At 68.8% G+C, this 12,427-nt stretch carries 14 protein-coding genes; 5 read left to right on the top strand and 9 right to left on the bottom strand.

All coding sequences use genetic code 11. The features are described 5' to 3' along the window. Positions 1-62: 62 nt before the first annotated feature. Positions 63-866: a helix-turn-helix domain-containing protein gene (locus tag FGL94_RS03685; protein WP_144921036.1), complete on the bottom strand. Its 804-nt coding sequence runs from the start codon at positions 864-866 to the stop codon at positions 63-65. Between the two features lie 240 nt (positions 867-1,106). Further along, entirely contained in the window at positions 1,107-2,108 is a 1,002-nt protein-coding gene (locus FGL94_RS03680; protein ID WP_144921034.1) for a phosphotransferase family protein, read from the bottom strand. 145 nt (positions 2,109-2,253) lie between these two features. Here FGL94_RS03680 and FGL94_RS03675 point away from each other — a divergent pair, with 145 nt between their 5' ends. Continuing rightward, on the top strand, positions 2,254-4,359 hold the full coding sequence (locus tag FGL94_RS03675) for a hypothetical protein (RefSeq protein WP_144921032.1): 2,106 nt from the start codon (positions 2,254-2,256) through the stop codon (positions 4,357-4,359). Positions 4,360-4,430: 71 nt separating this feature from the next. After that, a complete protein-coding gene (locus FGL94_RS18150; protein ID WP_186313326.1) occupies positions 4,431-4,574 on the top strand; it encodes a DUF7557 family protein in 144 nt (47 codons plus the stop codon). A gap of 72 nt (positions 4,575-4,646) precedes the next feature. Here FGL94_RS18150 and FGL94_RS03670 read toward each other — a convergent pair whose 3' ends face one another. Continuing rightward, a complete protein-coding gene (locus tag FGL94_RS03670; RefSeq protein WP_144921031.1) occupies positions 4,647-5,102 on the bottom strand; it encodes a DUF5799 family protein in 456 nt (151 codons plus the stop codon). Between the two features lie 158 nt (positions 5,103-5,260). Between FGL94_RS03670 and FGL94_RS03665 the strand changes: the two genes are divergently transcribed. Then, entirely contained in the window at positions 5,261-5,671 is a 411-nt protein-coding gene (locus FGL94_RS03665) for a halocyanin domain-containing protein (RefSeq protein WP_144921029.1), read from the top strand. A gap of 36 nt (positions 5,672-5,707) precedes the next feature. On the opposite strand, the gene FGL94_RS03660 is transcribed toward FGL94_RS03665, so the two are convergent. After that, positions 5,708-6,796 (bottom strand): mandelate racemase/muconate lactonizing enzyme family protein, encoded by a 1,089-nt coding sequence (locus FGL94_RS03660; protein WP_144921027.1) that lies wholly within the window; start codon positions 6,794-6,796, stop codon positions 5,708-5,710. 4 nt (positions 6,797-6,800) lie between these two features. Beyond that, positions 6,801-7,730 (bottom strand): 1,4-dihydroxy-2-naphthoate polyprenyltransferase, encoded by a 930-nt coding sequence (locus FGL94_RS03655; RefSeq protein WP_144921025.1) that lies wholly within the window; start codon positions 7,728-7,730, stop codon positions 6,801-6,803. A gap of 103 nt (positions 7,731-7,833) precedes the next feature. On the opposite strand from FGL94_RS03655, the gene FGL94_RS03650 reads away from it, so the two are divergent. After that, positions 7,834-8,112 carry a DUF7111 family protein gene (locus FGL94_RS03650; RefSeq protein ID WP_144921023.1) on the top strand — a complete coding sequence of 93 codons (279 nt, stop codon included), beginning with the start codon at positions 7,834-7,836 and terminating at the stop codon, positions 8,110-8,112. A gap of 15 nt (positions 8,113-8,127) precedes the next feature. Here the strand turns inward: FGL94_RS03650 and FGL94_RS03645 are convergent, their stop codons facing one another. The 3 genes from FGL94_RS03645 to FGL94_RS03635 all read right to left on the bottom strand — a co-directional run bounded on the left by FGL94_RS03645 (position 8,128) and on the right by FGL94_RS03635 (position 10,692). Beyond that, complete coding sequence (locus tag FGL94_RS03645) at positions 8,128-9,282, bottom strand: DUF63 family protein (RefSeq protein WP_144921021.1); 1,155 nt, start codon at positions 9,280-9,282, stop codon at positions 8,128-8,130. Positions 9,283-9,351: 69 nt separating this feature from the next. Further along, positions 9,352-9,801 (bottom strand): Lrp/AsnC family transcriptional regulator, encoded by a 450-nt coding sequence (locus tag FGL94_RS03640; RefSeq protein ID WP_144921432.1) that lies wholly within the window; start codon positions 9,799-9,801, stop codon positions 9,352-9,354. Positions 9,802-9,858: 57 nt separating this feature from the next. Further along, on the bottom strand, positions 9,859-10,692 hold the full coding sequence (locus FGL94_RS03635; RefSeq protein ID WP_144921019.1) for a 4-phosphopantoate--beta-alanine ligase: 834 nt from the start codon (positions 10,690-10,692) through the stop codon (positions 9,859-9,861). Positions 10,693-10,804: 112 nt separating this feature from the next. Between FGL94_RS03635 and FGL94_RS03630 the strand changes: the two genes are divergently transcribed. Further along, positions 10,805-11,041: a hypothetical protein gene (locus FGL94_RS03630; RefSeq protein ID WP_144921017.1), complete on the top strand. Its 237-nt coding sequence runs from the start codon at positions 10,805-10,807 to the stop codon at positions 11,039-11,041. A 619-nt stretch (positions 11,042-11,660) separates the two neighbouring features. Here FGL94_RS03630 and FGL94_RS03625 read toward each other — a convergent pair. Next, positions 11,661-12,374, bottom strand: a complete 714-nt coding sequence (locus tag FGL94_RS03625; protein WP_144921015.1) for a YqjF family protein — start codon at positions 12,372-12,374, stop codon at positions 11,661-11,663. Positions 12,375-12,427 lie beyond the last annotated feature (53 nt).

The following is a 12,427-nucleotide window of genomic DNA, read 5'->3' as shown; positions in this document are numbered from 1 at the left end:
ACCCCGCTACTGATCACTACGGTCGAACCCTCCGGATAGCTGGCGGCGAACTGTTCGGGGGTTTAAGTACCGTCCCCGAACGCCTGCGAGAAGAGCGTGTCCGTCACGGTTCGGAGGTGTTCCGAGACCGTGGACTTCGCGAGATCGAGGTCCGCGGCGATCTCCGCGGCCGATGCGCCGTCGCCGTTGAAGTATCCCCGCTCGGCGGCGACGGTCGCGATCTCCGCCTGTCGGTCCGTCACGCCCGCGAGGTCGATCGGGACGACGTCGCGACAGGAGTCGTCCGCCGCGCTCCGGTCTCCCCGGTCGACGCACAGCCGACGCAGTTCCACGCCGAGTCCGGCGGCCTCGCACTCGTCGACGATCGCCTGCAGCTCCTCGTGACCCGTCAGCACGAACGAGACGAGGAGCTCTCCGTCGTCCATCTCGGTCCGACGCGGAGAAACCGGGAAGTTCGCGAACGCCGACGGGAGCCCGGCGCACGAGCAGCCCTCGCAGACGCCGTTGACGGTGGGGTGAGAGGACTGCTCCGCGGTCGACGGCGAAGGCGGTTCCGCGATCGACGGCGACGACGGGCGGGCGGGGACATCGGCGCCCCCTTCGGCCTCCGGCGCGTCGATCGCGACGCCGCCGTCGGTCGCGGGGCGCTCGCAGGTGATCTCGTAGCGGCCGTGCGCCTCGCCGGCGAAATCGACGAGGTCGAGCCCGCTCGGTGGGTCCTCGGGCGGGTCGGGAGCGACGAACTCGACGCGGGCGTCGTCCGCGTCGACTCGGAACTCCTCGACCCTGGTGTCGGACGAGAGCGCGGCCACGGGACAGCCCTCGCAGGCCGAGACGGCGAGTTCGACGTGGATCCCGTTGGTCATACTCGCACGTAGGGTCTCGACGAGCCATATAACGGCGAGGGGTTTCCAGCACGATGAAAACGCTCGCAGAGAGTCGAAGCCGCTCCCGAGCCGCGTTCCCTCGCAGTCATTCCCGGCGGATTGGCTTTTCAACCCTCACGGGTGGTACAAAGTCGGACGCCGCCGCTCGAACTCCCGCTCGGCCTCGGTACGTCCGGACTCGACGGCGACGCGGAGTGCCGCGACACGGTGACACGACCCTTATAAACTCGTTCGCGCGGCGTCCAGCCGCGCCTGCAGTTCCGCGTCCGCCCGGTCGACGAGCCGATCGAGCGGCTCGTCGAGGTACGTCGCCCACTGGTCGATGAACCCCGAACGCCCGAGCATCCGAACGACCTGGTACACCGGGCGCCGCTCGGAGAACCCCGGCGGAAGCTCCCCCGCTCGGTCGCGGTAGCCTTTATAAAGGGATGTCACGTACCGTTCTGGCCCCTCGCTGTCGAACCCGTTGAGGAGCTGATCCTCCGCGCGGACGAGGTCGCGGGCCGGGTCGCCGACGTGTGAGAGCTCCCAGTCGATCGGGACGATCCCGTCGGGGGCGGCGTCCGGCTCGAATTTCCCGGTGTCGACCACGAACAGGTTCGGCTTCGCCACGTCGCCGTGAAGCAGCGCGGCCGGGGCGCCGTCGAGCCGGTTCCGGTTCGCCTCGACGCAGTCGAACACGGCGTCGTAGTGGTCGGCCAGTCGCTCCGAGGTGCCGATCTCGCGGGTCCGCTCTATCGTCGCGCGGAGCACGTCCGGCCACGGAGCCGGGTCGAGATCGAGCCCGCCACGCGGGTCGCTCCCGACGATCTCCCCGTGGGCCTCGAACCGCTCCGCGTGGAGGGTCGCGAGCGTCGCGCCGACGCGCCGGAGGAGCGCCTCTCGGCGCGCGTTATCGGTGTCCTCCCAGACGCCGAGCAGCTCGCGCCCCGGCGCCGGCGCGGTGACGAGGTACGGTATCGGCGCGTCCGGGTCGGCGGCCAACACCTCGGGGCCCGAGACCGACCGCTCTGCATCGAGGTACCGGAGGACGGCCAGCTCGCGGGCGATCCGGGTACCGTCGTCGTCGACCGCGACCTTACAGAACGCGCGCCCCCCGTCGTCGAAGGCGACGCCGACCGTCTCGTTGGCGCCGTTCCACGAGGGACCGACCCCGAACGTCCGGTCCACGAGTCGCTCCGGAAACGCCTCACTGAGAGCGGTCGCGACCCTCTCGTCCATGCTCGCGTGTCACGCGCACCGGATGTTAAGGCTGCTGTCACGCTTGTTAACACGAATTGGTAGAATACGGTTATAGAGCGCCAGAATCGGCGGGTATCGGGAATGACCGACAGCCTCATAACTGTTGTCGGGTTATCAGAACTCCGTGGTTGACGACTCTATCGACGGTCGGATCGGATTTGAGACAGACGGGCGGACGCTGTGTATCCGCGACGCCCTCGAGGGCGAGGAGTTCCCGCTTCGTTTCGACCGCGAGCCGCAGCCGCAGCCGGCCCTGCCCGACCTGTTTCACGTCCCCGTCGATCGGGCCGTCAGCTTCGAGGCCGAGTCGGTCTCGATCCCCGCCTACTCGTCTGTCTTCCTCCGCGACGCCGACGGGGAGTTGGTCGCGCGGCTCGACGACTCGATGGACTTTCCGCGAGGGACGTACTTCCTCGAGATCAACGGCGTGACGAAGGCGTTCGTTCGGATACCGGACGTAGCGATCTCGGCGACTGGGGCGACCGATTTGGGAGCCGTCGAACTGACCTTCGACCGCTCAACGACCGTCACGGTCGGCGCGCGATCGCTGCACACCCGCCCGGAAGCGACGATCACCGTTCCCGACGATCCGACCGCACTTGCCGAGGCGGTATCCGTGCTCGGCTCGTCGATCAAGGAGTTCACCCCCGAGCGCTCGTGGCCGACGCTCCGGGGGTACCCGCCGCGGGTCCGCGTCGGCGACGAACTCGACATCCCGAGCCCCCTCGTCGCCCCCGACACCGGCGTCGAGGTTGTAGTTCGACCCACGTACGCGGACGTGTACCGGCTCTCCACGCTCGCGTACTACCTCGGCGCGCGGGTCGTCGTCGGCGACGCGCCGGCGATCCGACTCGACACCGGCTACGTCGAGTCGCTCCCGACCGAGGGCGTCGCGCTTGAGGAGCGTGTCGAGGAACTACTCCGGACGTGGTTCTTCCTTGATACGCTGGCCCGGACGGAAGGGTACGTCAAGTCCGACCGACACGAGTACGAGCAGGTCGGTTCGGAACTTCCCTTTTACCCGCCGAATTTGGCCGACAGCTCGATGAGCGAGCGGCTGATGGAGTACTTGGAGGTCGATCCGGAGACCGTCGAGCCGTACGCGCCCGAGTGGCCGACTGAAGCGGTACTCCGTCCAGTTGCCGAGGCCGCGGAGCTACTGCCGCATCTCGCGCACGTACTCGCTCCGATTCGCGTTCGGGGATCGTCGGATTCGACGGCTGACGCCCCGGTCGCGCTCGGGATGTCTCCGTGGCTGAACCACGAAGAAGGCAATTCGGACGCCGACGCGGTTCCGACGCCGGGCGATACGCCGGTTCCGTGGGGAACGGCGGTACTGACCACAGACGGTCACGAAAACCGGCTCGAAAGAACGACGACGGCACGCGGGGAGATCCGAGTCGTCGCTTTGTGCGATTCCGCGGAGCGTGCACGGAGGCTCCGTTACGCTCTCTCGGACCCGGAGGTTCCGGGTGGGGTCGGCGAATGGGAGGTGATAAGCGATCCCGACGCGGATACCGTTACTGCGGTCCTGTCGGACCCGGGGGTCGACGTTGCGTACTGCGGCTTACCGGTCGAAGACGACCGAATCATCGCTGCCGACGGGGCGGTCTCGATCGATGGTCTTCGCGGGGCACCGGCACTCGCGGTCTTCGAGAACACTGTCAACCCCGTGTTCGGTGTCTCAACCGTCGAGAACGGAGGACTGTCATCAATCCACACCGAGGCCACTCTCAATGCCGGACTGTTTCGATCGCTTATTGGCCTCTTGTGTTATGGAGTTTCGACGTCCGCAAGCGTCGCTCTGTCCGGGACCGAGGATGCGACTCGAACGCGGATCGTTGGCGATCCGGGCTTCGAAATCGCGTCCCATAATTTCCTCGTGATGCAGATTATCCGTGTTTGGTCGGAAAATCCCGCGTCACACCGTATCGAGCGCGGATCCGTTCTCTCGCTATCGGCACGGGCCGGAATCGAACAGAACCAGTTGTTCGATGAGTTTCAGCCGATGGACGAACTGTCTGGGAGACTGGGGATCAACGGACCGACGCTCGACTCATCGGATATTCTTGCGCTGCTCAATCAGAGCGAGTCGATCGTTCGTCTGAACGGTCATCTCCTGTTGCCGGAAGACGTCGAGACCGAAGCCGACATCGAGGAGCTGGCTCGTCGACACCTCTCCAGCGACAACGAGCCGAGCGATCGCGTGTATGAGCGTTGCTCCGAGTGACGAAGCCGGAACCGCCGATGGGATCGCCACGACCGAGGGATTTTATTTCCCCTGCCGACCAACCGTCACGTATGCCCCAGATCCACCTCGACGAGGAGACGGTCGAGCGGCTTGACGCGCTCCGGATGGACGACGAGGAGTACGACGAGATCGTCCGCGAGCTCATCAACATCTACGAGGCCGAGGAGCTGACGCTGTTCCGCGGGAGCGAATAACTGCCTCGACCTCGTTCCCGGGCTTCCGCCGTCGCCGGCGTCACCGGCCTCGCTCCGCCCCGCACCCGTCCCTTATTCCTGATACGCGACCCGCACCTGCTCCCACTTGCCGACCTCTTCGAGGTGCGCCTGTAGCTGGTCGGCGTACTCCTGGACGAGCCGCTCGGCCGCGTCGAGCTCCTCGTCGGAGGGGCCGTCGTCCCCGCCGCCGAGCCCGAGCGCGCCCTTGATCGAGTCGACGAGCCCGCCGCCGGAGCCGCCGCTCCCGCCGTCACCGCCGGGGGCGCCGCCCATCGCCGCGACCTGCGACCGGACGTTCTCCAGCTCCGGCATGATCGCCGGGAGGCTGGAGGTGTCGGCGACGATCCGGGCGTCGTCGGGGTCGTCGGCGTCCTCGATCTCGAACTCGGTCGCGGTCATGATCAGCCCCCACTCCTGACTGGAGAACCGCGAGGCCGACACTCGGTCGGTGAACTGATTGTCGACGGTCATGCGCTCGCCGACGATCGCGTCGGTCCATTCGCTCATACCCACCCCTTCGACGGTGGCGGTAAAAGCACCTTCCCTCGATCGCCGGTCCGGTCGCCAGCCGGCACGTCCGCCAGGGCATCCGCCCGACCACCCGTCGGTTCTCATCCCGACGGAGTTCGCGAGGGCATTTATACCACCCACGGCGTCGATCCGGTATGACCGATCGAACGCGTCGTGAGGCGCTTGCGGCGGCCGGAGCCATCGCAGCCGCGTCGCTCGCGGGCTGTGCCGACGCCGTCGTCCCGGGCGGCAACGAGGACAGCGATCCGGAACCGATCGACCGGAGGGGCGAGGAGCGGGTGACGGTCGCCGTCGGCGCCGACGCCGGGTTCGCCTTCGCGCCCGCGAACGTCGTGGTCGACGCCGGAACGACGGTCGTCTGGGAGTGGACGGGCGCGGGCGGCGCGCACAACGTGGTCGACAAGGGCGGCGCCTTCGAGTCCGAACTCACCGGTGAGGAGGGGTACGCCTTCGAGCACGCGTTCGCTGAGTCGGGCGTCTTCGAGTACGTCTGCACGCCGCATCAGACGCGCGGGATGGAGGGAAGGATCGAAGTCGTGGAGTGAGTCGGAGAGGGGGTCACTCACCGCCTCGCCGTCGAGCTACGGCAGGTCGTCGAAGGCGTCGCCGGCGAGGCCGGGACCGCTCGGAACCGGTACCGAGCCCTCCGAGACCGGACAGGGATCCGGAGCGAGGTCCGCGTCGAGCAGCGAGCCGGTGGCCAGCCCGCAAGGGGGCACATCGGGGATCGCGGCGGCGACGTGGACCGCGGCGGTGCGCGCGACGACCGCGTCGACCGTGGTGGTAACGACCGGCTCGACGCCGGCCGCTCGGGCACGCTTTGACGCCGCCAGCGTCCGGTCCGGCCCACCGAGCGCCATCGGCTTCAGGACGACGGCGTCGGCCGCGCCGGCGTCGAGGACGGCGTCGAGCCCGCGGCTCGCGAGCGACTCGTCGAGGGCGATCGGCACGTCGATCTGGCGCTCTCGGAGCGCGGCCGCCCCGTCGAGGTCGTCGGCCGGCAGCGGCTGTTCGAGGTACGCGAGATCGAGCGTTGCGAGCCGCTCGACCGCCTCTCGGGCCGTCTCCCGGTCCCACGCCCCGTTCGCGTCGGCTCGGAGAGCGACGTCGTCACCGACCGCCCGCCGAACGGCTCGAAGGCGCTCGACGTCGGCATCGAGGCTCCGAGCGCCGATCTTTATTTTCAGGCAGTCGAACCCCCTCTCGGCCGCGGTCTCGGCCGCGTCGACGGTGGCTTCCGGGTCGGCGTCTCCGATCGTCGCGTTGACCGGGACCGTCTCGGCGGGCGCCGGAAACCCCTCGATCCGGGCGAGGTGCTCGGCGAGCGAGCACCCGGCGTCGCTGGCGGTCGCGTCCGCGAGCGCCAGCGAGAGACCGTGGCGCGCGGCGGGCGTCTCAGCGGGGTCGAGTCGAGAGAGCGCGTCGTCTGCGATCGCTTCGTCGCCGCCGTCGTCACCCGCGGTTCCGACCTCGCGAAGCGCCGCCTCACAGGCCGACCGCGACTCGGTCCAGCCGGGAAGCGGCGTCGCCTCGCCGAGTCCGGGGACGGAAACCGACTCGCCGTCGACGCCGGGGCCGACGGCGACGAGGAACCCCTCGCGCCGATCGATGGGGCCGCGTGCGGTTCGGAGGGGGCTCGCCAGTCCGAGCGAGAAGGGGCGGAGCCGCATCGGGTCAGACCGCGAGCCCGACGGCGAACGCGACCGCGTACGCCGCGAGGAGCTTCCCGGTCGATTCGAGGGCCGGGTTGAGCGCGTCGCCGGCGGTCTCGGTCAGCACGGTGCGGGCGACGCCGACCGCGAGCGGGAGGGTGAGCAGGGGTAAGAGTACGGCGAGCCCGTACCCCTCGGCGAGGAACCAGAAGGGGGAGAGGTACGCGAGCGCGAGCAGCGCGAGGAACTGGCCCCGCGAGAACCGGTAGCCGAACCGGACCGCGAGGGTGCGTTTGCCCGTCTCCGCGTCCTCCTCCAAGTCGCGGACGTTGTTGACGACGAGGATGTTCGTCGACAGCGCGGCGATCGGGAGGCTCGCGACGACGGCCGCGAGGGTGACGGTCCCCTCGGGGAGCCACAAGGGGAACGCCTCGCCCGCGAGCGCGGCGGCCTGCACGTAGTAGGTGCCCGCGACGGCGATCACGCCGAAGAAGACGAACACGAACAGGTCGCCGAGCCCGTGGTAGCCGAGCGGGTAGGGGCCGCCCGTGTACGCGATCCCGGCCGCGACCGAGGCGAGCCCGATCACGAGGATCGGGATCCCGCCCACGTACACGAGGTAAGTTCCGACGAGGACCGCGGCGGCGAACGTGAGCCACATCGCCCGCTTCACCTCACCGGGCTCGATGAGGCCGCTGGCGACGACGCGGGTGAATCCCTCGCGGTCGTCGGTGTCCGCGCCCTGAATCGCGTCGTAGTAGTCGTTCGCGAAGTTGGTGCCGACCTGGATCAGCGCCGCGCCGACGAGCGCCGCGAGCGCGGGTAGCGGGGCGAACGCCCCGTCTCGAACCGCGAGCCCGACGCCGACGATCACCGGCGCCGCCGCGGCGGGGAGCGTCTGCGGCCGCGCGGCGATCACCCACGCTCTCCGCCGCGACACTTCGGTACTCATTGTCGCCGGTAGGGTCGTGCCGTCCCTTAATCTTACCATCCGAGCGAGCCGAGCCGGCGGCTCCGACCGACAGATACGACTGGGATCGGAGCGTACCGTGCGCATGAGCGACGCGACGGGGAGCGACGAAGGCGGGATCGACGCGCGCTACGAGGAGATCGACGGGGAGCGACGCCTCACCTTCTCGGCCGACGGGAGGGACGCGACCGTCGCCCAGAACGTCGACGGCTACGCGATGCTGAAGGTTCGACCGGGACCGACCGGCGACGAGTTAGAGCGGTACTACGGCTTCGACATGGCGCTCGACCACGCCGCCGAACTGCTCGGCGTCGCCGTCGCCGACCTCCCGGTTCCCGAGGCCGCCGCCGACATGGGGATGTGACCCCGTTCCTCGCCCTCAGATCCCGAACGTCGCGCGCAGCATGTCCCGGCTTCCGGGACCGAGGCCGACCGCGAGTACCGTGATGAGCAACAGCAGCGTGTAACGCGGCGACTCGTCGAACATCTCGCCGTTGAACACCCAGACGACGAACGTCGCCGCCGCGAGCTTCACCAGCAGGAACGGCCACGCGTCCCCCGTGACCGAGACGATCGACTGCGGGAGCAGCCGGCCGGTCCAGTCGACGATCAGCGCGTTGACGACGTGTTTCGGGACGAGGTTCGCCGTTCCCGTCAGCGCCGGCATCCAGTTGAGCCCGATCACGTTGGCGACGCCGTCGATCGCGTGCCCCCAGATGATGACGATCCCGGCGACGCCGGTCCCCTGCCGGACCTCGGGCACGTACGCGGTCGCGAGCTTCCACGTGACCGCGGTCGCCGCGGTCGCGATCCCCAGCGTCAAGACGAGGATGATCGGGTAGAACTGGACGTAGTCGGTCGCGGCCGAGAGGTACGAGAGGTACCCGAACGCGACCGCGAGCGCGACGGCGCCCATCGCGAACAGGGGGCGGGCGTAGTCGTCGACCACGCCCCGCCCTTCGAGCGAGTACGCCGCGAGGACGCACGCGAGCGTGACGCCGAAGACGGTGAAGTAGATGAACGGGCTGATCAACAGCGCACTCGCCGGGAACGGTATCAGCGGCTCCACGCCCGCGCGCATCGCGGCGACCCCCGAGTCCTCGACGGTTCGGAGGGCGCCGCCGAGCAGCATGAACGGGAACAGCGCGTAGAAGAAGCGCAACTCGGTGCCGATATCCAGCCGGCGGAGGAGGAAGACGACGCCGATCAGCATCGCCAGCAGGATGACGACGTAGCTCACGGTCGAGACCGTGGTGTACCCCGGCTCCGCGACGACCTCGCCGGCCTGGACAGCCGCCGAACACGCCGACGAGCTCCCGAGCAGCTCGGTCCCGCCCGCGTCGCGGACGGCGCACTGTGCGCCCTGTCCGTCGGCCGCGACCGGCCCCCAGAAGTACCGCCACAGGAATCGGTCGTACACGATCCGCGGAAAGACGGCCGACCCGACAGCGAGAAGCGCCGCGACGGCGCCGACGACCGCCGCCCACGCGCTCTCCGGCGACAGCCCGAACCGCTCCTCGACCCGTGTGCTCATGCTCTTCGTTGAGGGAGTCCCCGAATTGAGGGTTCCGGTCCGGCGTCGTCGCGTCGCCGGGGGAGGCGCTCAAACTGCCGGTCCGTCCGCCTCGTAATCGGTACTGAGGATGATCATCGTCTGCGACCGCGAAAACCCCTCCATCTCCGCGACGCGATCGAACATCAGCTCGCGGAGGCTGTCCGTGTCCGCGGCGACGACCTTGAGCATCACGTCCCACTCGCCGGTGGTCAGGTGGATCTCACGGACGCCGTCGATCTCGCGGAGCTGCTCCAAGGCGTCCTCCTCTCGTCCCTGTTCGACCCGGAGACCGACGAAGGCGCTGACGCCGTAACCGACCGCCTTCGGGTCGATCGACGCGTGGTATCCCTCGATGACGCCCGCATCCTCCATGCGGTTCACCCGGTCGTGGACGGTCGCGCTGGACATGTCGATGCGGCGAGCGACCTCCGAGAACGGCGTCCGGGCGTCCTCCTGCAGAATCCGGAGGATCGCGCGGTCCGTCTCGTCGAGTTCCATGCGTGTCATACGTTGTCAGCGGCCTTTGCACTTCCGGCGCCGACAGTGCCGAATTCATCAACGAGCGGACGTGTCACCGACCATATCGGCGTTCGAGGCCTCGGCATCTGCGGCCTCGTCGTTCGGTACCTCGTCGTCGGGCGTCGCGAAGGTCCCCTTGCGGATGGCGGCCTCCGCCTCGGCGAGCGCCTCGGCGGCGTCGAACGAGTCGATCGCGTCGCGACGCGTCGCGGGGGACGCGTCGGCGAGGTCCCGCGCGTGGGCCGTGACGTTCGGCACCGCTCGGATCAGGTTGTCGATGATCGGGACATCGGCGGTGCGGGGCGACCGGCTGCCGGGGTTCAGGTCGATCACGATCTCCGTTTTCCCCATCGCGTCGAGCGCCTCGGCGCGGTCGCCGTCCTCCAGCGGGACGACGACCACGTCGGCCGCTTCGATCCCGTCGGCGTCGACCGTGCCGCGGGCGTGGTCCAGTCCGGGGATCTCCCCGTCCCCCGCGAGGCCCTTCACCTCGTCGGCGCCGTGTTCGCGGAGGTGGTCGGCGATCCGGCGGGCGCGCTCGTCGGTGTGGTTGAAGAGATTCACCTCGACGTCGGCGTCGACCGCCTCCGCGAGGTCGACGGTCTCCGCGGGTGCGAGCGCCGCGACGTTGCCGTTCACCGAGAGCACCGGGCGCTCGGCCGAGAGCAACGTCGCCGCCGCGGCGCGGGCGGCGGCGTCCGCGCTCGGGAGCGTCCGCTCGCCGAGGAGGTAGTCGAACGCCTCGCCGCGCCCCTGCGCGATCAGCCCCTGTTTCGAGGTGATCCCCTTCTCGACGCCCGCCTCGATCCGGTGGCGCGTCACCAGCGACGCGTAGCGCGGGTGATCCTCGGGAATCTCCGTCTCCGTCATACCCGAGCGAGGCGGCGCGCCGATTAAAATGAACCGTTCGCGGCCGGAGTGTGCGCCCTCGGTACCCACCTACACAAATGTTAACATGGGCTACTGCGTAGCAACACGTGTGATGGAACGGACTGGCAAGTATACGGTCGTGAGAGCGTGCAACGACCACGGAGCGATCACGCTCCGTGAATATCCACGCAACGGGACGCTGTACGTCGTCGAGTACGACGATCCCGACGTGGAAGCCGAGCTGTCGTCGCTCGACGCCGGGTCGGTCGTCGAGCTCGACCTCCGACGGGCGGGTCGCCGGGGTAACGCGTGGTGTGCGGAGTCCGCGCGACCGGTCGACCCGGCGTAACGCGCGGTCAATCCGTTCGCTTCGCCGTCCCCGCTTTTCATTCGCGACTCCGTTGAAACACTCGATCCCTGGCAGATCTCCGTCTCTATGGCGATCGGTACCGGTACGGCGATGGGCGACTGCGGGAGTTGGTCTTGCAGATCGGCGTCTGCGTAACCGTATTTAAATAGCCGTGAGCGACGGCGACGATCGCTTATCAAGAACGAGTGCGGTGGCGCGTGCCTCCGAGCGCCCACCGGGCGCGAGGAGCACGCGCGAGGGACGCGGTGAGCGCTCGCAGAGCGCGAATCGCGAGGTTGGGGAGGTCTGAGGTGCTGTGCGGTGCGGCAGGGTGGGACTCAAAGGGGCGGCCGCAAGGACGAAGCTCGGCGACGCAAGGACCGCAGGAACGAGCGCAGCGAGTGACGAGGACCGCAGCGAGCCGCGCGAGTCCTCGCGGCCGGGGCTTTGGAGGCCGTCACCACGGCATCGATCACTTATAAACCACCAACAGCAACACCCCGATCCGACTTATAAACGACCACACCACCACACTGAGAGACGTACTCCCGCTATCGATCGAGAAGCAGTCTTCGGAGACTTGCCGTTTCGGACGAGAATACGCCTGCAGAATGGGGCCTCAACCGACCGATCGAATCCGATCCGCGCTCACCTCCATCGGCTCCGCGTAGCGAGCGATCGGGTCGCCGTCGGGTCGGTCGAACCCGTTCGCCTCGAACAGCGTGTTCGCTCGGAAGTCGACGGTCGCCTCCCGCAGCGTCCACGGGTCGTGAGCGATCTCTCCGCGGTACAGCCGGTTCCCCGCGGCGTAGAACCGGTAGTTCTCGGCAAGGAAGGCGTCGAGCGACCCCGGCTCGGCGGCGAACCGCTCGCCGGTCGGCTCGTAGGTCGCGTCGAACCGCGCGTGCGGAACGCCGGAGTGAGTCCGGTGACTGGTGAACCGAACGGGACCGTCCCCGCCTCCCGAGCGGCCGGCGGTCCCGGACCGAACCACGTCCATCTCCGCGCGGTAGTACGGGAGCGCGAACAGCCGCCGCGCGACCGCGACGCCGATCCGGTCGTCCGCGTCGAGGTTGTAGAAGTAGACGCCCGGGCCGTCGGGTCCCTCGACGTAGGTCCGGAGGTTGAGCTCCGGGAACGAGAGCCCGACTGGCGCCCCGCGCGGGCGGATGTCATCCATCACGAAGGCGACGACGCTCAGGTACGCGTCGCCCTCGTGGGTGGCGATCGAGAGCCGGTCGGGCAGCGTCTCGGACACGACGACGGGATCGACCGGCCAGTGGCAGAACAGCCCGTCGCGCCACGTCATCTCCAGCCAGCGCCGTTCGAGCATACGGACGGGAGGGACGCCGGCGGGTTAACCCGCACGCCGGGCCGGAGAAGGGC

Source organism: Halorubrum salsamenti (assembly GCF_007671685.1).
Taxonomy (GTDB): Archaea; Halobacteriota; Halobacteria; order Halobacteriales; family Haloferacaceae; genus Halorubrum; species Halorubrum salsamenti.
Note: the sequence above shows the minus strand (reverse complement) of the source record. Positions and strands in the feature narration are given on the sequence as shown.

What these genes read in the sequence shown, in the direction of transcription:
- FGL94_RS03685 (WP_144921036.1), bottom strand. Translation starts at nt 866, where the DNA reads ATGACCAACGGGATCCACGTCGAACTCGCCGTCTCGGCCTGCGAGGGC.
- FGL94_RS03660 (WP_144921027.1), bottom strand. Translation starts at nt 6,796, where the DNA reads ATGCGGCTCCGCCCCTTCTCGCTCGGACTGGCGAGCCCCCTCCGAACC.
- FGL94_RS03640 (WP_144921432.1), bottom strand. Translation starts at nt 9,801, where the DNA reads ATGGAACTCGACGAGACGGACCGCGCGATCCTCCGGATTCTGCAGGAG.
- FGL94_RS03650 (WP_144921023.1), top strand. Translation starts at nt 7,834, where the DNA reads ATGAGCGACGCGACGGGGAGCGACGAAGGCGGGATCGACGCGCGCTAC.
- FGL94_RS03625 (WP_144921015.1), bottom strand. Translation starts at nt 12,374, where the DNA reads ATGCTCGAACGGCGCTGGCTGGAGATGACGTGGCGCGACGGGCTGTTC.
- FGL94_RS03645 (WP_144921021.1), bottom strand. Translation starts at nt 9,282, where the DNA reads ATGAGCACACGGGTCGAGGAGCGGTTCGGGCTGTCGCCGGAGAGCGCG.
- FGL94_RS03635 (WP_144921019.1), bottom strand. Translation starts at nt 10,692, where the DNA reads ATGACGGAGACGGAGATTCCCGAGGATCACCCGCGCTACGCGTCGCTG.
- FGL94_RS03630 (WP_144921017.1), top strand. Translation starts at nt 10,805, where the DNA reads ATGGAACGGACTGGCAAGTATACGGTCGTGAGAGCGTGCAACGACCAC.
- FGL94_RS03670 (WP_144921031.1), bottom strand. Translation starts at nt 5,102, where the DNA reads ATGAGCGAATGGACCGACGCGATCGTCGGCGAGCGCATGACCGTCGAC.
- FGL94_RS03655 (WP_144921025.1), bottom strand. Translation starts at nt 7,730, where the DNA reads ATGAGTACCGAAGTGTCGCGGCGGAGAGCGTGGGTGATCGCCGCGCGG.
- FGL94_RS18150 (WP_186313326.1), top strand. Translation starts at nt 4,431, where the DNA reads ATGCCCCAGATCCACCTCGACGAGGAGACGGTCGAGCGGCTTGACGCG.
- FGL94_RS03680 (WP_144921034.1), bottom strand. Translation starts at nt 2,108, where the DNA reads ATGGACGAGAGGGTCGCGACCGCTCTCAGTGAGGCGTTTCCGGAGCGA.
- FGL94_RS03665 (WP_144921029.1), top strand. Translation starts at nt 5,261, where the DNA reads ATGACCGATCGAACGCGTCGTGAGGCGCTTGCGGCGGCCGGAGCCATC.